Raw genomic sequence first — 18451 nt, 5'->3', positions numbered from 1 at the left:
AAAAAGGCCCAGCACCTCGCTCTTGATTGAACGAGTTGCTTTGGCCTATTAGGGTTAGCTTATTAATTGTGTAAAGCATAGACACAGGCATTATGAAGCACTACCACTAGGGATACTTATTTTGCCTTTACCTTTTGGGCGGCCATATACTTTATTGGCGAGCATCGGTGCCATTTGGAACAATATGATTCCAATCATTGCAGATATCAAGATAAAGATACTACTAAAAGCTTGTATCGTACCAACTGCTAATGCCGCAATAATAATGGAGAATTCTCCTCGTTGCGTAAAGGAAAGACCTGCTCTAAGGGAAACTTTTTTTGATAGACCATACCATTGTCCACCCCAAAAGCCTACTACTATTTTTGCTACAATTGACCAAGCGAGCAGAATAAGTAAGAGAGAAACCATGGGAACTCCTTCGTTGAAATTAATTATTGTGCCGAAGTACAAGAAAAACAGTGGCAACAATAAATCTCTAGTACGAACAACCATCTCTTCTAACTCATGAGTTCTCCGTACTTCAGCCAGCATAATGCCAGCTAAAAAAGCTCCCAGTACTTCAGAAAGATCTAAGTAAAGAGCTAATCCGCCGTAAGCCAAGGCCAGACCAATGACAAAAAGAAGAAAAATATCTTCTTGCATATAGCGGTCAAAAAACGAACCTAGCTTACTAAATACAAATACCCCTAATAGTATTGCTCCAGCGATTAGAGCTACCACTTTTAGAACTAACAAAGACATAGAAGAAACAGTAATAGCCGTTCCCAGTGTTAATCCAACTAATACAGCTACTAAAATCGGCGCTACTAGATCTTCAAAGATTAGCAATCCTAACATAAATTCCGACTCAGGGTTCGCCATTCGCTTAGAACTTTCTAGTAATTTTGCCGTAATTGATGAGCTTGTAGCATAAGCTACACCACCAATAATCAAGGAAGCTATTAGATCTAGGCCCATGAATAAGCAAATTCCTGTAGTGACTCCAAAGCTTAACATTACATCTAGCACACCTGCTTTTAACACTTTTTTCGCTACAGACATGAGTTGCTTAATAGGAAATTCCATTCCCAACATAAAAAATAACAGAACAATTCCTATCTCACCAGCAAAGTGAATCAAGTGACTATCTGTAATCAAGCCGCCAAGGAGAATGCCTATTAAGATAAAAAAAACGACATTGGGAATTTTCATCCTTAGCCCTACAAATCCCGATATGAATAAGAGCAAAAGAATAAGACCAGCCGATAATAATTCAGGAAGCACCATCAACTAATTTACCTTACCCTTCCCTTTGCATTGCCCAACAAAATTTTGCATAGATTCTCTTTTACCTACGACCATAATTGTATCGGTAGTTTCCAATATCGCATCTGGTTCAGGATGAACCATTAAATCATCATGACGGAAAATACCAATCAACGTAACACCTTCAGGGATTCTTTTTCTAAAATCACTTACCTTCATACCAGCAAGTCTGGAATGCTTCGCTACATCAATCCACTCAACGAGATATTGGTTGCGAGCCATATTGACCCGTTCTAGCTTTTCGGTCTCTAAGGGCTCGAAGGTTGCCCCTAGAAGCTGTGATGCTAGTAGTTTTGTTTCTTCTGATGTTAATTCAAAACAAAAAATTGCATCGTCATCATCATCTTCAAAGAAATATAACTCTCTTTTTCCTGTATGGTGAATAATCAACACCATCTTTTTGTTATTAGCATTGACAAAGGATATCTTCTTTCCAACTCCCGGCAAGTCTGTTATATTCACTTGCATATAAATTCCTCCATTTTCTCTGATTTGAAAAATGCATAGAATCCAAATTCTCTTCTAGCTTTATTATATCATTATTGAGCACTTCTTCATTGGAAATTTCTTGGAAGTGAAAAGTCCTTTTTTCACTGTTTCTTGATAAAAAAACCCCTACTAAAATGCTTTTTCTCATGAAAGCAAAAACTGGTCCTAAAGCCATCAATTACTTATCACTTGATAGGATGTTTTTTTCTTCTCCCTATGTTATAAAGAGAAGAGTATTGAAAAAGAAAGACTGATGGTCATGAATAAAAAAGTTGAATTTGTTATGGAGCTTGGGCGACTTCTCTTGCAATCAGGTGCTGAAACATACCGCATTGAAGAAAGTATGGAACGTTGCGGTTGTGCTTTTGGTATGAAAAAGCTAGAAGCTTATGCAACTACTTCTGTCGTTATGTTAACTTACTATGATGACGAAGAGGAACAAAAAAGCCACTTTAGAAGAATTAGAGAAAGAGATCTAGATCTTGAGAAAATCACTTCATTAAATGATCTATCTAGAAAAGTTAGCCACAAACAAGTTTCCCTCGAAGAAGCCAATAAACAGTTAAGGCAAATTGAGGGAAGCTCTAGCACTATTTCTTATGGCCTCACTACGATTATTGCAGGGATTAATGGCGGGTTGATTGCTTTATTAAACAATAGTGGCGCTTTAGAGGCTATCATGGCTTTTATAGTCGTTGTTATAACTTTTCTTATCATTCGGGCCATCAAAGTAGAGCAAGTGCTTTTTTTCAAAGAGATGGCAATCGGTATGATTGGGGCGACCCTAGCCGTTTTGCTCTACAAGGTAATACCTTTTAATATTGCACCAGTTATCGTCGGATTAATGCTCATTGCCATTCCCAGTATTCAAATGGTCAACGCTGTACGAGATCTTTCATCTGGTGATTTAACGAGTGGTGCTTTACGAGGCTTAGAGGCCGCTGGCTTAACGGCCGCACTTTTTAGCGGTGTCGGCATTGTCTTATCGTTTTCTAAAGTGCCTTTTCAAGAAGGCTATTCATCCTTGATGGCCGTGAATCCCTTGAAAGCGGCTGTTCTAGCCATTATGATTGCTCTACTTTTTAATATCTTTTTGAAATCACCGATGAAATCACTTGTTTTTACGGCCTTTGCTTCCCTTTTTGGACTGGTCACCTTTTTGTTCTTTAGTAAAATTGGCTTTAGCCTTACTGCTTCTGTCTTCTTTGGCGCTTTAGCCGTCGCCATTACCAGTGAATTATCGGCTCGCATCTGCAAAATACCTACTACAGCTTTCATTGTTGCTGGTTTTGTGCCTTTATTACCAGGTCTGTGGTTTTATAAATCTATGAGCCTGCTTGTTGTTGGTGATCTTGCAGGCTATATTGAGCCTTTGACGCAAGGTATCGCGATCATATTAGCTATCGGCTTTTCTGCCGCTATTGCCACCATCTTTTTTAGAAAGTTCGTGAATAATTTATTTTTCAAGCCCAAGAAAGACTGTCCTGTTGTTGATAAGCAAAGTAAGTCTTTTTAGGTGAATTATTGAAGCGACCTCGCCAAGTATTTTGGGCGAGGTCCTTTTTTCTTAGAGAAAAGTTCCTGTAAACAAAGCGGTAAGTATGTACAAAGTATCCATGTATACTTACCCATACATACTCGACATTCATTCTTGGAAAATATATCATAGTGGAGACAAATTCTTTAGAGAAGGGGTTTTGAAAAGACATGGCATTGATTAACGAGAATTACTTGAAACTGCCTGGCAGTTACCTTTTTTCGGAGATTGCTCGCAGAGTCAATCAGTTTAAAACAGACAACCCAGAGGCTGATATCATTCGCTTAGGCATTGGTGACGTGACCCGTCCTCTATCACCTGCAGTTGTGGAAGCAATGAAAACTGCTGTCGATGAAATGGGGCACGCCCAAACGTTCAGAGGCTATGGCCCTGAGCAAGGCTACGAGTTTCTCAGCGAAAAAATTATTGAAAATGATTTTAAACCGCTCGGTGTAGAATTAACGGCTGACGAAGTGTTCATCAGCGACGGTGCCAAAACAGACACAGCTAACTTCCCTGATATTCTAGGCGTTAACAATATAATTGCTGTGACAGACCCTGTCTATCCTGTTTATGTAGATAGCAACGTCATGGCTGGCCGTACAGGTCTTTTCAATGATAACAAAGGCCAATTCGATGGCATCGTCTATCTGCCTTGCACAGAAGAAAACGGCATGAAGCCTCAGTTGCCAACAACTAAAGTAGACATGATCTATCTCTGCTTCCCGAACAACCCAACAGGCATGACCTTGACGAAGGATGAGTTAAAGCAATGGGTAGATTATGCTCGAGAAAATAAAGCGCTCATTCTTTATGACGCCGCCTATGAAGCGTTTATCCAAGAAGACAATATCCCTCGCAGTATCTACGAAGTGGAAGGTGCTCGCGAAGTGGCTGTCGAGTTCCGCAGTTACTCCAAGACAGCTGGCTTTACAGGTACTCGTTGCGCCTACACAATAGTGCCCAAAGAAGTAAAAGCTTACGATTCTCAAGGCAATGCCCACAGCTTGAACAGTCTCTGGCTGAGAAGACAGACGACGAAATTCAATGGTGTGTCCTATCCAGTACAAGCGGCCGCTGCCGCCATTTACTCAGAAGCAGGGAAAAAAGAAATTCAGGCCAACGTCCGCTACTACATGGACAATGCTAAGCTCATTCGCGAAGGTCTGATTAACGCTGGCTATAAAGTCTTTGGCGGTGTCAATGCTCCCTATATCTGGCTCAAAACGCCTGATCAACTAAGCTCTTGGGACTTCTTCGATAAACTCTTGAATCAAGCCAATGTAGTCGGTACACCTGGCGCAGGCTTTGGTGCTAGTGGCGAAGGCTACTTCCGCCTGACAGCCTTTGGAACAAGAGAAAATACAGAAAAAGCCTTAGAGAGAATCCGCACAAAAATGTAACAACAACACAAAGCCAACACAAAGGGACGGTTCTTCTGTGTCGATAGCGAACACAGAGAACCGTCCCTTTTTTCCAAGCATATCCATAAAAATACAAAAAAAATTAATGTAATTAAAGCGTCTTTTGTTGTAATATATAACTAGCTCCAGTGAGTATTAGCGAAAAAAAAGGGGGATTTGCTTGCTAAGAAGTATAGGTCATAAAATTATTGTAGCAATTACTGCATGTGTAACTATCATTGCTCTTCTCGTGGGAGCCATTGCTATCCTTAAGAGCATAGACGTGATATACGCAGAAGCAGAAGAAAAAATGTTCTACCTAACAGACCATCACAGTAACGCCCTCAATTCCCTTTTTCTTGAAGTAGAAAAAGGTGCTAGCGACCTTGTTAACATTGCTTTGGTCAATCTTAACTTATCAAGTCTAAGTACAGAGCCAGATTATCTAACGGAACGATTGTCTCTTCTTGACGGAATGATTCGTGAAAGAACCATGAATATAGAAGGATTTCGAAACGCCTACATCTTTTTCTCACCTGAGTTTACACCAGGTGATGCTATTCATGGCATAGGTTATGCACGAATGGGCGAGCATTTAACGGTACGAAATTTTCTTGATGAGCGAAAAGAAACGGTTTCTTTACTCACAGATAACTTACATAAACTGGGTAAAGAAGGTCAGTGGTCAGATTCTTATATCGATGAACTGGTTGACACCGAAGTCATTCAATTTACAAAACCTATTTATGTAGATGATAAATTAGTTGCAATAGTAGCCATTGAGATGGACTTTGAACGAATACGGAATCACGTTCTTGCCATTCGCGTTTATGAGACAGGCGATGCTTTCTTATTAAACAAAAATCTAGATTTCGCAGTAAGTGAACATTTTACACTCGATGACAATTTTGAAGAAATTGCCGATGGTTATTTTGCCTTTGTCTGTGATACTTTTCGTGATGAAAGTGCTGGCATGGTAGAATGGCACTTTGATGATGTTACAAAAATAGCCAGCTTTTCGCATCTTTCTTCTAATGGAAGCATTCTAGTTATTACAACACCTAAAGGGGAAGTTTTTTCTTCTCTGAATAGCTTGACCTATTTCTTGATTTTCCTAACTCTCGCAGGAATAGGCATTAGTATTTTCATTGCTTATGTTGTAGGGCAGAGAATTTCAACACCGATTGTGAAAGTTACTGCAATGATCGAGCGCATGGCCCAGTTTGATCTAAGAGAAGATAAGGAAATTGAAAAAGTTAGCGAACGGAACGATGAAGTCGGTTCTATTGCTAGAGCCATACTCACTACACAGCAACAGCTTAAAGGCATGACCGTTCAACTTAAAGACTTATCAGAAAGCGTTGTTTCGAATGCAGGCACCGTCAATGAATTGCTCTGCACAATTAAAGAGCATACAGAAGAAACTTCCACAACAACAGAAGATCTTTCAGCAATGATGGAAGCATCGGCGGCGGCAACAGAAGAAGTTACAGCATCAGTTCAAGAAATAGAGAATACGGTAAGGACCGTGAAAAACAGAGTTGGTGAAAGCGCCCAGTTGTCGCAGGAAATTCGAAAAAATGCAGAACTTATACAGCAAGAAACGGAAATTGCCACGAAAGAGGCTCGACTAATCCACAGCACTGTTAAGAAACAAGTGGAATCAGCCATGGTAGAAGCGCAAAAGGTTGCACAGATAAACAGACTAACCGAGGCAATCTTGCAGATCACTGCACAAACCAATTTATTAGCCCTTAATGCGGCTATCGAAGCGGCGAGAGCGGGAGAAGCTGGGAGAGGTTTTGCTGTCGTTGCTGATGAGATACGCAAGCTTGCAGAAGAATCTTCCAATACAGCTACAGATATTCAACGAATTGTAGAGACAGCCAATGGCTCGGTCAAAGAGCTATCCCAAAGCTCAGCACAGTTAATCCAATTCATGGATGAAAAAGTTTTTGCCGATTACCAACGCCTCATTGATGTAAGTGAGCAATACAGCGAAGAATCGGAACGAAATAATTCCCTGATGGAAGAATTCAATGGTACTGTTGAAGAGATCAATCTTGCCATACACAACATTGCCCAAGCAATGAACGAAATTGCTCAAACCTCAAGCACTGGCATGGCAGGTATTGAAAAAATCGTGGACAAAAGCAACACTACCACAATTTCGACGAGAGAAATTGCTAAAAAGACGAAACAAAATGTACTAACGGCAAGTGAGCTGAAAGCCTTCTTATCCCAATTTAAGTATTGATAAAAAAGACAGAAAGCCAAGTTCTAAAAAACCATTATAATGCAACAAAAAGGGTTAGACAGATTCTGCCTAACCCTTACATACCGTCTTCGCTAACAACTATAATGTTGCTATCCCTGTTCACTCTATGGGCATAACCCAAATAACTTCACGCAAACGAACAAAAAACGTAGAATCACGATCTTGCACTACAACATGATCGGGCTTTATATCAACAACAATTCCATTTACTGTGCCCCGTGACGTTTCCACGAGTATTCTTTTGGACATAAAGCTATGAAGAGCTCTATATACATAAGGCTCTACCACTACAACTTGCATAGGTCTCTTTGATTCTTTATGCTGATTTATGCCATGGTTATGCATTTCTTTTACCCACTCCCCCAAAAGACTCCTTATCTTGATTCACAAGTTCAATATATGGCACATTGTGTGTATAGGTGCTTGTAATGTAAAACGCAAAGGGTAATCACAGCCCCGACATATCTTCATAGAGAAAATACCCTACTGGAAACTGTTGGTCACCCAAGGTAAGCAACTTCTCAAAAGACAGAACTCCAATTCCCTCTTTAATCTCCCGCAACTCATAGTAATCGCTACCGATCTGATTGTATCGAACAGTATAAACCCTAGCCCCTCGATCCTCTCGAACGTCTTCAATGATTGAGTCTAGAATGAATGTCTGACCTAGACGATCTGTCACTTCTTGTCTCCAACGATTTCCCTGCTGAAGGGGAAGCCGAATCAGTTCTAAGCGATCAAAGGGCGAGTCCAACATCGCTTCTTCCCTCTTGATCTGTAATAATGACTCCCCATTAATTACATATTGAAGGGACAAACTAAAATCCCGTCCCACAACTTCACCGCCAGAAGGATCATCGACTTCTCCTGTTACACGATAAATGTACTGATTTTCTTCTCTCTCAATAGCCTGCAAAGTCATGACATGGCCATATTCAGCGAAGCCACTGTAGTACCAGGTAAAGCCAACTTGATTGGGCAACAAGTCTGCCAGTTGATCCAAGGGACTCTGAGGTTCTATTACGGGCTCAAATCGTGGGATAATCAACCCATAGCCAGGATAGAGTACATCTGCTGAGAACCCTGGACGGCCTCGGTTTGCTCGAATCAATGCATCTATGGAGACACCAAGTTGTCTTCCGATATTAAATAGAGAATCACTAGGAGATACAATATATATCTGAGCAGGGAGCTTTACTAATTCATTAGGATATATTAAGGCAGGATTATCAATCTGAGGATTTAATGAAACTAAGTTTTCTACGGAAGTAGAGAATTGATTGGCGATGCGATAGAGGCTATCGCCAGGCCTAACAAAAAGAAAAGTCTGTGAGGCAGGATTATAACCATAAGGTACAATCAACAATTGACCAGGAAATATCAGCCCCGGATCTGTAAAAGGCGGGTAAATTGCATTTAACTGTTCCAACGGGCCTACAGAACTGCCGAATCTCAAGCCAATGGAATAAAGAGTATCACCAGGTAGGACCGTATATAAGAAATAAGTTCCTTGGGCAATAGGCATCCACTTCTCCTCCTTACGGCTCTATATTATTCAGAGGAGGAGAAAAGGGGTTCTAACTTTTTTACTAGCACCTTGAGCTTTAGATATGATGTGGCATCTATCGGATAATTTTATAGGGGAAAAAAATTAAATATACAGTATAATGTACACAATGAGCTTGCGCTCACTTTCCTCACTACTATATGAAATACGCTCACATTAAAGGAGGTCCCTTTGAAAGTGCAATTGGAAGCAAAAGCTTATGTAGAACTCGTTTTTGAAAAAGTGAAAAAAAACAACGCTCATGAACCAGAGTTTCAGCAAGCTGTAAAAGAATTATTGCATTCCCTTGTCCCTGTCCTTGACAAACACCCTGAATACATAAAAGCAGGCATTCTAGAAAGAATTGTAGAGCCGGAAAGACTTATCATCTTCCGTGTTCCTTGGGTTGATGATCAAGGGCAGGTACAAGTAAACCGCGGTTTTCGCGTTCAGTTTAACAGCGCCATTGGCCCTTATAAAGGTGGCATCCGTTTTCATCCTTCTGTCAACAGTAGTATTATTAAGTTCTTAGGCTTTGAACAAATTTTCAAAAACGCTTTGACTGGACAACCTATTGGTGGCGGTAAAGGCGGTTCCGACTTCGACCCAAAAGGCAAATCAGACTTGGAAATCATGCGCTTTGTACAAAGCTTTATGACAGAGCTTTACAAATATCTTGGCCCTGATATAGATGTCCCTGCAGGAGATATTGGTGTAGGTGCTCAAGAAGTTGGTTATATGTTCGGCCAATATAAGCGCATTCGCGGCGCTTACGAAGCCGGTGTGCTTACTGGAAAAGGTATTGGCTATGGCGGAAGCTTAGGCCGCAAAGAAGCGACCGGCTACGGCACTGTATACTTTATGGAAGAAATGCTTAGAGCCAAAGGACTCAGCTTCAAAGGTAGTACCGTCATCGTCTCTGGCTCCGGTAACGTGGCTATCTATGCCATAGAAAAAGCTATGGAAAAAGGCGCCAAGGTTGTTGCTTGTAGTGATTCTGGCGGTTATATCTATGATCCTGAAGGTATCAAGCTCGAGACCGTCAAAAGAATTAAAGAAGTTGAGAAAAAGCGCATCAGCGAATACGTCAATGAACACCCCCATGCTCAATACCAAGAAGATTGGAAAGGTATCTGGTCTATTCCTTGCGACATTGCCCTACCTTGTGCTACACAAAATGAAATTGATGAAGAATCAGCCAAGCTCTTAGTAGCAAAGGGCATGAAAGCTCTTGGGGAAGGAGCTAATATGCCTTCTACACTAGAGGCCATGGCAGTATATCTCGAGAACAACATCCTTTACGGACCAGCCAAAGCGGCTAACGCTGGTGGTGTTGCCGTATCGGCTCTAGAAATGGCTCAAAACGGTATGCGCTATGCTTGGACTTTTGAAGAAGTAGATCTAAAGCTTCAGATGATCATGAAAAATATCTACAAGGACAGTGTAAAAGCGGCTGAAGAATACGGCTACCCTGACAATTTGGTTGTGGGATCCAATATTGCAGGCTTCAAAAAAGTTGCCAATGCCATGCTGGCTCAAGGTGTGGTATAAATAACACAAAGATAACACAAAGGGACGGTTCCTCCGTGTTCACTAACGAACACAGAAAACACCGTCCCTTTGTGTTTTTACCCTTAAACTCACCAGTTAAACCAACTGCCCATCCCGAATCTCATAGACAAGATCGCAATGCTCAATGGTGCTCAAGCGGTGGGCAATGATGATCAAAGTTTTTTCTCCTCGCAAACCTTCAATGGCTTCCATAACACCTTTTTCTGTCTCCGAATCCAAAGAAGAAGTAGCTTCATCGAGAAAAAGAATCTCTGGATTGTGATAGAGCGCTCTGGCGATGCCAATACGTTGCCTCTGCCCACCTGATAAACGGACACCTCTTTCACCTACTATGGTGTCTAGTCCCAGTGGTAATTTTTCCACGAAACTTTTTAGTTGAGCCCCATCTAAAGCTTGCCAAAGGGCTTCATCATCAATTTGCTCCACTTCAAAGCCAAAAGCAACGTTGTTACGAATTGTATCATCGGAAAGATAGATAGATTGCGGTATATAGCCAATCTTTTGTTGCCATTGTGCTAGATTTTGATGAATATCCATCCCATCAATCCTTACTTGGCCTTTTTCAGGTTGGAGTAGGCCAAGGATGATATCTACTAGTGTTGTTTTTCCTGCACCGGAAGGACCAATAAAAGCCACCGATTTACCAAGGGGAATGGTAAGACTCACATTATTAATGTTATATTCCTTTACATTAGGATAGCGGAAGTAAATATTTTTTAATTCAATAGCCTGGCAGAATTTATTATTAGTAGGCTTTTTGGCCTTGGCTATAGATAAGTTGCTTTCGCTTTTTTCCTTTTTTTCATCTTCTAACTCCACTAGCTCACTATGTATCGTTTCTAGGGAAGGCATACCGTTTTTTATTTGAGTCATAGAACCGGCAATTTTTTGTATCGAAGGCATCAGTCGAAAAGCGGCCATGCTGTAAAGAGCTAGCGTCGGTAAGAGACTTTGCGAAGTATCGCCTTGGAGAATAACTAGAGCAGTAATTAGCAAGATGGTGACTACAACAAGTGACTCAATGAATAGTTTGGGCACTTCTCGAATTACTTGGAAATAGCGATTAATCTGCGCAAATGGGATGGCCTGGTTCTGAAATGCTTCAATAAAGAACTTCTCCTTGCCATTTACTTTAATTTCTTTGCCACCTTCAAAGCCTTGCTTGAGCCACTTTACTTTTTCTTTTCTTAAATTCCGTTGTTCTTGCGCTAATTGATTCATTTTCTTACGTTGAAAGGTAAAGAAAAGGAATACAAAAGTGCCAAGCACAAGTATGGCCGTCGCTGTGATAGCCGGTTCGATAGTAAGCAGTAGAAAGGCAATGGCCAGTAAGACTAGTGTTTCTGTAGCAAGAATTAGAAAAGGTTGAATGACTCTTGTGAAAGCTAAGCCCACTTCTTCGTTCGTATTACGTAATAACTCAGCCGAATTTCGATTTAAGAAAAAAGTATAAGGTCGCTTAAGATAGGTGCTATATAAGCGACTGGCTATGATGGCCTGCTGATTGTTGGTCAATCGGTACTTGAAAGAGTACATGGAATAGAGAAAAAAGTTTTTGAAGATAAAAATGCTTAACAAAGCAAAAGTGGCTGTAATTAAAAAGGCTTGGTAAGATTCAAAGTTAAGAAGCTCATAAAGCTGATATACAAAAGGCTGTTCTTCCATATAGGAAGGATTGATGACAAGATTGATAAAGGGAATGATCATGCTAAGCCCAAATACTTCAAGCCCTGCAGAGATAAGCATGAGCAGAAATAACAGTATGTATTGCTTTTTTTCTTGCCTATCTAATAAGTCGTTAAGTTTTTTTATTATTTCCATGGGTTGCTCCTATATTCGTACTCTATGTAAAAGAGAATGTAGTTCAATTATACAGGAGTTTCATTTTGGAAGTAACTGAATGATAAAAGCATTAGACTTTACAATTTCGCACATTTAGAGGAGTGGCCTACTTCGCGTCGAATGATATAGTCGAGCTCTTGTCCTTGTTCTATCATGGACACTATTTGCACGAAAGATAGGTGGTCATAATGGAGATGAATACTTGTTCTATGCAGTTACAACAGGACTTAGAAAAACTAAGGCGAGTGCTGGACCAAATCTTAGAACATCATGGCGGTAAATCTTTATTGCAACAGATAAATAAAATTAGAGAAATAACTGCAACATTAGAAAGCAATTACTCTGAAAGCTTATATAAAGCATTAAAAGAGGAAGTTAGTCAACTAAAGCCTCCCTTACGACAGCAGGTGATTCGTGCTTTTTCGATCCATTTGCGTCTAATCAATATAGCCGAAGAATACCATCTCATTCGCAAAAACCGAGAACTGAGACTTAATGAAGAACTTGAAAAACATCCTGACACGATCGAGAGCGCTATTCATACGATTAAGGAAAATAAAATCTCTAAAGATACTATTCAACAAGTATTAAATCGTTTATCTTTCGAATTAGTAATTACAGCCCATCCGACAGAAGCATCAAGACGAACAGTGCTCGATATTAAAAAAAGGATATTATCGCTCCTTCAATCTTTAGATCAACCTATGATCCCGGCGAAAGATTTAAGGAAACTAGATCAGAGTTTGTTTAACGAAATAGCCGCTTTATGGCAAACAGACGAACTTCATTACATGAAACCTACAGTAATGGATGAAGTAAGACAGGGTCTTCGTTATTTTGAAGAAACTTTATTCGATATTATACCTGACGTTCATCAGGATTTAGAAAAAGAGCTAGAAGCCATTTACGGGCGACAAGAGGTAAGAGTTCCTAACTTTTTACGCTTCGGTTCCTGGATTGGCGGCGACCGCGATGGAAATCCCAATGTAACGTCAACTATTACAGCTCGAACCTTATTAAAACAAAGAGAACTAGTGTTAAAAAAATACGACAAAGCCTTAGTAGAGTTAATGAGAAGGTTCAGTCATTCGACGAACCGTGTGGAAGTCAGCAATGAGTTTCAAGAGAAGGTAAAAAAAGAAGAAGCCTTATATTTAAAGGACAAGAAAAAATGGCCCGTGCAACCGGAAATATATCGCCGGAAATTAGCCATTATACTTGAAAGGCTTAGAAATATTGGAGAACCAAGCATTGGTTATCAATCGCCAGAAGAAATGCTAGATGACTTATTGTCCATTAGGGAAAGTGTGAAACAGCATCATCCAGTGGAATATGAAATGAAAATGTTATCCAAAATCATTCGTCAAGTTCAGTTATTTGGTTTCCACCTCCTATCGCTAGATGTGCGCAATCATAGCGGCGAACATGAAGCGGCTATTACAGAATTGCTCCAAAGAGTGGCTGTTAAAGAAAATTACGCAGACCTTGAGGAGCATGAAAAAATCGAATTATTAAAAAAAGTTTTAAGTGATCCTAGATCTTTAGTAATCATACATGCTAGTTATTCAGAGGCAACAGAAGAAATGTTGAATGTTTTTCGCTTGATACGTAGAGCACATCAGGAGTATGGGAAACGGGCAATTGAAGTATATCTAATTAGTAAAGCCCAATCGGTTAGTGATGTACTTGAAGTGTTAGTGCTTGCTAAGGAAGCGGGTATTTATCGCCTTTTACCAAGCGGCGAAGTGGAAAGCGATATCAACGTTGCACCGCTCTTAGAAACGATCGATGATTTACTTGCTGGACCAGCGATGATGAAAAGTCTTTTTGAGATGGATATTTATCGCAAGCAATTGCAAGCGCGCAACAATCACCAAGAAATCATGCTGGGCTATTCTGACGGTAGTAAAGATGGTGGTACATTAACGGCCCATTGGCGACTGTACAAAGCACAGCAAGAAATTTATCGAATTGCCAAAGAACAGTCTATTTCTCTTAAATTTTTCCATGGTCGAGGCGGAACTATAGGTCGAGGCGCTTTGCCTTTGAATAAAAGCATTATGTCTCAGCCACCAGAAATCTTAGGAAAGAGCGTGAAGATTACAGAGCAGGGAGAAGTGCTTTCTTCCCGTTATTTGAAACCCGATATAGCTTACTTAAACTTAGAACAAGCTGTTACTGCCTTATTGAAGGGTGCGATCACTAAAGATCAGCAAAATAGCAGTCAGCAATCAGAAGTATGGGAAAAAGCGATGGAGCAAATAACGAGGAAGTCCTTAAAAAAATATCAATCCCTCGTTTTCCATAATAAAAACTTTTTAAAGTACTTTAAGCAAGCAACTCCCTTAATGGAGCTAGGTGAATTAAAGATCGGCTCTCGTCCCATGGCTCGTAAAAACAGCGCTCGCTTTGAAGATTTACGGGCTATTCCTTGGGTTTTTGCTTGGACGCAAACACGGCAATTTTTCGCCGCTTGGTATGCCGCAGGAACGGGATTAGCAAGCTTTGCAAAAGAATCAGAAGCCAACATGAAACTGTTAGAAGAGATGTATGAAAAGTGGCCTTTTTTCCGTGCAGTGATTCAAAATTTACAAATTGCACTAACCAAAGCAGACTTAACCACAGCGATGGAATATAAGAAATTAGTAAAAGACGAAAAGATTGCTGATGAAGTTTTTAACGATATTATAACGGAGTTTAAACTAACCCAAGAAATTGTAGCGAAAATTACGAAAGAGAAATGCCCTGAACATTCTCCGAATATTGTTGAATGGGTCGAAAGAAGAAACAGCTATATCTATCCCTTAAACTTCATTCAAGTAGAATTGATCAAAGAAATGCGTGAACACGTAGAAGATGACGACGACCTCTTTACAGATGTCTTGCTCACCATAAGTGGTATTGCGGCAGGAGTCGGTAATACAGGTTGACAGATGACACAATGGGGACGGATCTTCGCAAGAACACAATGGGGACGGTTCTTCTGTGCACTTTTAGTGCTTAGAAGAACCGTCCCCCCTTGTGTTTTGACCTAACTAAGCTTGCTGAAAAAGACACCTCCATTTCTAAGCCGCTTTCTCTCCCACCAAAAAAATAAAATCGAGATAAAAAAACTCTGGGCCAAGATTTCAGGAACACCAATCGTCAGCATTTCCATAACTTCTGACAAGGAGTCTACCGCTGTGAAAAACTCTATGCTTTCAATGATAAATATTGGTGAACCCAACACTTTCAAACCGAAAAGCAATCCAAAAAGCAGTAACCAACCATGCTCTTTTCTCACAAAGACCTTATAAAACGGATAGAGCAAGAAAGCAATCAATGCACCTCGAGCAATCTGTCCAAAAAAGACGACAAAAACCATAATGAAATTATCAAGGGACCGATAATGTTGGAAAACGTCCATCTGAGACATTAACTCTTCATAACCTGCGATCTGATAAAAAAGCATACCAACGATCCAGTATATCGTAACATGTACTAGCGTATAACGTCTTATATAGCCCCCTATACCATTTCCACGAAAAGCAACTCTTGAACTTAGACCTTCACTTTTATCCTCCCAGCGAAGAAAAAGCCAAGTAAAAAGAATAAACTGCAAAGCCGTGACAACTAGTACGACAAAGTGCTCTAAGAAGGTAGTTTTTGTATAGATGAAGCCTTCTATCGAACCAGGCAAAGGTTCAAGAGATCCCAATATAGCCAGCCCCCAGAGTACACTAAAGAGTATAAGTCCACGATGTTCATTTTTTACGATAAGATCATAAAAGGGATATAAGACGAGCGCCATTATAGCGCCACGCAAGATTTGAGATGCTAGAACTATCAGATCTAAAGATCTATAGGGCATAAAAAAGTCTAGTACCACCCGCTTGGCCTCTGGCATGAGTCCTTGTACAAGTAGAAACAACGCACCGATTACACCATAGGTGATCAGATGGATTGTTGTAAAGCGCCCTAAGAAAGGCAAAAACTTTCTTTGCTCCCTTAGTCTCATGGCTAATAACCTCCTATGTATGAAACTCTGTAAGAAAAGGATGACAAATATATGGCTAACCAAAGAGGCTATGTATAGAATCGATGTAGAGTATCCTTTGACATTCGCTAGATTAGCTTTGGAAAAAGGCGCAAATCACTTCTTGGTCGTCAGCTCCATGAATGCTAATCAGCAGTCTCTTTTCTGGTATTCCAGAATGAAAGCCGATCTTGAAGAACAATTAAAAAAAATTCCTTACGCCAAAATCTCCATTCTACAGCCTGCATTGCTGTTAGGAAAGCGTAAGGAATTTCGATTGGGTGAGCGAATGGCCGGTATTGTATTCCAGAGGCTCTTATCACCAAACAAAAGCTCTTTCTTGAACAAATGGGCCATTGAAGCTAAGGCAGTTGCTACAGCTATGTATAGAATTGCGCAAAAGGATACTTCGGGGATTGAGATATACGGGAGTGAGCAGATTCAAGCTATTGCAGAGCAAGGCTTGGATCGATAGTTGACTTTAATCAAGATGTTCTAGGCTAGTGCCTATGAGAAAAGTGCCTCGAACGAGTTAGAGTCATTTTATTGGAATTGAACAACTCCTGTCACTCGCCACCCCTTATCTGTCAAAAGCAAGCGTCGTTCCATGGTTTCACGCTCTGTGTCATACCAATAGTATTCCCAAGTGATCTGAACTTCTTGATCATTCAAGTGTTTTACCTTCAGTTCATTGTTGGGGACATCCAAAATAGAAATCACACCTCCACGTCCATAACCACTTCCATCAGGATTCTGTTGGACATCTTGCCAGTAGGCTTGAACAATAGAGTCTTTCCAGTGGTGGCCCATATGCTGTTCGACTGATTCGCGAGTCCTAAACTTTTTCGGTACCATTTTTGCATCCCGTAGGTAATCAGGGAAATCGCGATATTCAATGATGTGAATTCGCTTATCTGCTTCTTTCGCAAATGCGATAAACTGTTCATTGCTCCACTTGATTGTTGACAGCTCTTCCAAAAGATTAATCAAGTCACTGCGAACAAAGGCTTCTTGAGAAGCATGGGTCACTCGATACCAAGTCTCCCCTGCTTCATTTTGAACACTAGCTTGAACAGTAAGGGGATCTCCGATAACCAATTGACCTAATGCTGGAGATTCTTTCTCAGGTTGGGTACGCAGGTTGACGACACCTGCTACGATTACGGCAGGCTTAGAAATTATTTTTTCTTCTCCGGCCGAACTATCACCTGCCTGCGCTGAATTTGTTGTTTCAACCACTTCAACAGGAGATGCTTCTGTAGATTCTTCTTTTACCGTTTCCGAAGATGAACATCCGGACATTACAAAAGTAAGAATAAAGAAAAGAATGACTGAGTAAACCCACGGTCTGTTGATAGTAGTAAGCCTTTGTTTCGGTATCACAATAGTTCCCCTCTTTTTTGTAGAATTCTAACAGCACTACTTTGTAACTTTTTTCATCAAGCTCTTTTTCTAGAGTCTATAATGCATAATTCTGTTTTCAGTATAGAGGTTGTACCTGAATCTTTCAACCTTGCCACAGTTGAACACTGTTCGAACACTAACGTCTCTTTTTACATAGTCAGGTATGTTGCGCATGACTGCCTTCTGTTAAGTATGTTGTTAATTTATTTCTCTTTTGAAATAATGCCATACCCAACTTGTTGCAACTAATTCCCAACCACTTTGACCATATTCATTTAATATTCTGGTTGTTCTTTCACCTAGTCCAAGTATAAAAACACACTTATACTCAAATTTTTTCATTTTCTTCCTCCGCAAGCTTTTGATAAAGCTCAGCCTGGGCAAACTTTCTTTTATAGGTTTCGTTTCCATACTCATAATTATCATATCACCATAGCCTGCAATCGCTATAATAAAAATTGACCACCCTGACCATCAAACCTGCTAAGCTGGAGATGACAAGACAACAGCATACAAAACAAAGGACTGATACAATTTACCAAAGCAAAGGGATCGCCTATCTGCGGGAATTGGCATTGCACAATTTAAGCACCACTTTGACCATGATTCGCTGGAATATAGAAAGAGATATCTTGGTCTTTCGCATGTCTTCTGATCTCATTCCCTTTGCTTCTAAGCGAGAACTCACTTGGAGCTTGTATGAGGAAGAAAGGCTTTTACAGCTTACAGAAGCAATTCGCAAGGAAGTGCTTGACTCCGGTATGCGCTTGTCCATGCATCCAGGCCAGTATACAGTCTTAAATTCTCCTAGAAGTACTGTCGTTGAAGATGCCATAGCTGACTTGTCCTACCATGCTACCTTGCTTAAGTTGTGTGGTGGCACTGACATGATCATTCATATTGGAGGTGTTTATGGAGACAAAAAAGCTTCTATGGACCGCTTTGTAGAAAGGGCCAAGAAGCTTTCTCCAGAGATACTCTCTTTTGCGGCTACGGTCTCAGTAAGCTTGTCTATGCCGTTGTGATAATGTATCTCATCGATAATCTAGCAAACTCT

The 18451-nt window shown here is 40.4% G+C and carries 15 protein-coding genes; 7 read left to right on the top strand and 8 right to left on the bottom strand.

The features are described from left to right. Positions 1-90 precede the first annotated feature (90 nt). Together F9B85_RS06510 and F9B85_RS06505 are read right to left on the bottom strand one after the other, a co-directional pair. Positions 91-1269 carry a cation:proton antiporter gene (locus F9B85_RS06510; protein ID WP_151619770.1) on the bottom strand — a complete coding sequence of 393 codons (1179 nt, stop codon included), beginning with the start codon at positions 1267-1269 and terminating at the stop codon, positions 91-93. A 3-nt stretch (positions 1270-1272) separates the two neighbouring features. After that, positions 1273-1776: a cation:proton antiporter regulatory subunit gene (locus F9B85_RS06505; RefSeq protein WP_151619579.1), complete on the bottom strand. Its 504-nt coding sequence runs from the start codon at positions 1774-1776 to the stop codon at positions 1273-1275. A gap of 280 nt (positions 1777-2056) precedes the next feature. On the opposite strand from F9B85_RS06505, the gene F9B85_RS06500 reads away from it, so the two are divergent. The 3 genes from F9B85_RS06500 (at position 2057) to F9B85_RS06490 (ending at position 6994) form a co-directional block, all read left to right on the top strand. Continuing rightward, complete coding sequence (locus F9B85_RS06500) at positions 2057-3313, top strand: threonine/serine exporter family protein (protein WP_170270261.1); 1257 nt, start codon at positions 2057-2059, stop codon at positions 3311-3313. Between the two features lie 191 nt (positions 3314-3504). After that, positions 3505-4737 (top strand): LL-diaminopimelate aminotransferase, encoded by a 1233-nt coding sequence (locus tag F9B85_RS06495; RefSeq protein ID WP_151619577.1) that lies wholly within the window; start codon positions 3505-3507, stop codon positions 4735-4737. A 181-nt stretch (positions 4738-4918) separates the two neighbouring features. Beyond that, complete coding sequence (locus F9B85_RS06490; protein WP_151619576.1) at positions 4919-6994, top strand: methyl-accepting chemotaxis protein; 2076 nt, start codon at positions 4919-4921, stop codon at positions 6992-6994. 120 nt (positions 6995-7114) lie between these two features. Here the strand turns inward: F9B85_RS06490 and F9B85_RS06485 are convergent, their stop codons facing one another. Together F9B85_RS06485 and F9B85_RS06480 are read right to left on the bottom strand one after the other, a co-directional pair. Continuing rightward, a complete protein-coding gene (locus F9B85_RS06485; RefSeq protein WP_151619575.1) occupies positions 7115-7360 on the bottom strand; it encodes a DUF2642 domain-containing protein in 246 nt (81 codons plus the stop codon). A gap of 103 nt (positions 7361-7463) precedes the next feature. Continuing rightward, positions 7464-8540, bottom strand: a complete 1077-nt coding sequence (locus F9B85_RS06480; protein ID WP_151619574.1) for a LysM peptidoglycan-binding domain-containing protein — start codon at positions 8538-8540, stop codon at positions 7464-7466. A gap of 225 nt (positions 8541-8765) precedes the next feature. Here F9B85_RS06480 and gdhA point away from each other — a divergent pair, with 225 nt between their 5' ends. Further along, positions 8766-10112: an NADP-specific glutamate dehydrogenase gene (gene gdhA, locus F9B85_RS06475; RefSeq protein ID WP_207707071.1), complete on the top strand. Its 1347-nt coding sequence runs from the start codon at positions 8766-8768 to the stop codon at positions 10110-10112. A 96-nt stretch (positions 10113-10208) separates the two neighbouring features. On the opposite strand, the gene F9B85_RS06470 is transcribed toward gdhA, so the two are convergent. Beyond that, positions 10209-11954, bottom strand: a complete 1746-nt coding sequence (locus F9B85_RS06470; protein WP_151619572.1) for an ABC transporter ATP-binding protein — start codon at positions 11952-11954, stop codon at positions 10209-10211. A 209-nt stretch (positions 11955-12163) separates the two neighbouring features. Between F9B85_RS06470 and ppc the strand changes: the two genes are divergently transcribed. Next, positions 12164-14905, top strand: a complete 2742-nt coding sequence (gene ppc / locus F9B85_RS06465; RefSeq protein WP_151619571.1) for a phosphoenolpyruvate carboxylase — start codon at positions 12164-12166, stop codon at positions 14903-14905. A 101-nt stretch (positions 14906-15006) separates the two neighbouring features. On the opposite strand, the gene F9B85_RS06460 is transcribed toward ppc, so the two are convergent. Then, entirely contained in the window at positions 15007-15972 is a 966-nt protein-coding gene (locus F9B85_RS06460; protein ID WP_151619570.1) for a hypothetical protein, read from the bottom strand. Between the two features lie 70 nt (positions 15973-16042). Between F9B85_RS06460 and F9B85_RS06455 the strand changes: the two genes are divergently transcribed. Further along, the gene (locus F9B85_RS06455) at positions 16043-16465 is read left to right on the top strand and encodes a Rossmann-fold NAD(P)-binding domain-containing protein (RefSeq protein WP_151619569.1); all 423 of its coding nucleotides are present in this window, start codon (positions 16043-16045) and stop codon (positions 16463-16465) included. 68 nt (positions 16466-16533) lie between these two features. Here F9B85_RS06455 and F9B85_RS06450 read toward each other — a convergent pair whose 3' ends face one another. Together F9B85_RS06450 and F9B85_RS06445 are read right to left on the bottom strand one after the other, a co-directional pair. Further along, positions 16534-17373 carry an SH3 domain-containing protein gene (locus F9B85_RS06450; protein WP_151619568.1) on the bottom strand — a complete coding sequence of 280 codons (840 nt, stop codon included), beginning with the start codon at positions 17371-17373 and terminating at the stop codon, positions 16534-16536. A gap of 219 nt (positions 17374-17592) precedes the next feature. Next, positions 17593-17811 (bottom strand): hypothetical protein, encoded by a 219-nt coding sequence (locus tag F9B85_RS06445; protein WP_151619567.1) that lies wholly within the window; start codon positions 17809-17811, stop codon positions 17593-17595. A gap of 77 nt (positions 17812-17888) precedes the next feature. Here F9B85_RS06445 and F9B85_RS06440 point away from each other — a divergent pair, with 77 nt between their 5' ends. After that, positions 17889-18419 carry an apurinic/apyrimidinic endonuclease family protein gene (locus tag F9B85_RS06440; protein WP_151619566.1) on the top strand — a complete coding sequence of 177 codons (531 nt, stop codon included), beginning with the start codon at positions 17889-17891 and terminating at the stop codon, positions 18417-18419. Positions 18420-18451: the final 32 nt, after the last annotated feature.

This window comes from Heliorestis acidaminivorans (assembly GCF_008933955.1).
Classification (GTDB): domain Bacteria; phylum Bacillota; class Desulfitobacteriia; order Heliobacteriales; family Heliobacteriaceae; genus Heliorestis; species Heliorestis acidaminivorans.
Note: the sequence above shows the minus strand (reverse complement) of the source record. Positions and strands in the feature narration are given on the sequence as shown.

Bases quoted from the DNA above. Each gene is read 5' to 3' on its own strand.
- F9B85_RS06510 (WP_151619770.1), bottom strand. From the start codon at position 1,269: ATGGTGCTTCCTGAATTATTATCGGCTGGTCTTATTCTTTTGCTCTTA.
- F9B85_RS06505 (WP_151619579.1), bottom strand. From the start codon at position 1,776: ATGCAAGTGAATATAACAGACTTGCCGGGAGTTGGAAAGAAGATATCC.
- F9B85_RS06500 (WP_170270261.1), top strand. From the start codon at position 2,057: ATGAATAAAAAAGTTGAATTTGTTATGGAGCTTGGGCGACTTCTCTTG.
- F9B85_RS06495 (WP_151619577.1), top strand. From the start codon at position 3,505: ATGGCATTGATTAACGAGAATTACTTGAAACTGCCTGGCAGTTACCTT.
- F9B85_RS06485 (WP_151619575.1), bottom strand. From the start codon at position 7,360: ATGCATAACCATGGCATAAATCAGCATAAAGAATCAAAGAGACCTATG.
- F9B85_RS06480 (WP_151619574.1), bottom strand. From the start codon at position 8,540: ATGCCTATTGCCCAAGGAACTTATTTCTTATATACGGTCCTACCTGGT.
- F9B85_RS06470 (WP_151619572.1), bottom strand. From the start codon at position 11,954: ATGGAAATAATAAAAAAACTTAACGACTTATTAGATAGGCAAGAAAAA.
- ppc (WP_151619571.1), top strand. From the start codon at position 12,164: ATGGAGATGAATACTTGTTCTATGCAGTTACAACAGGACTTAGAAAAA.
- F9B85_RS06460 (WP_151619570.1), bottom strand. From the start codon at position 15,972: ATGAGACTAAGGGAGCAAAGAAAGTTTTTGCCTTTCTTAGGGCGCTTT.
- F9B85_RS06455 (WP_151619569.1), top strand. From the start codon at position 16,043: ATGTATAGAATCGATGTAGAGTATCCTTTGACATTCGCTAGATTAGCT.
- F9B85_RS06445 (WP_151619567.1), bottom strand. From the start codon at position 17,811: ATGAGTATGGAAACGAAACCTATAAAAGAAAGTTTGCCCAGGCTGAGC.
- F9B85_RS06440 (WP_151619566.1), top strand. From the start codon at position 17,889: ATGACAAGACAACAGCATACAAAACAAAGGACTGATACAATTTACCAA.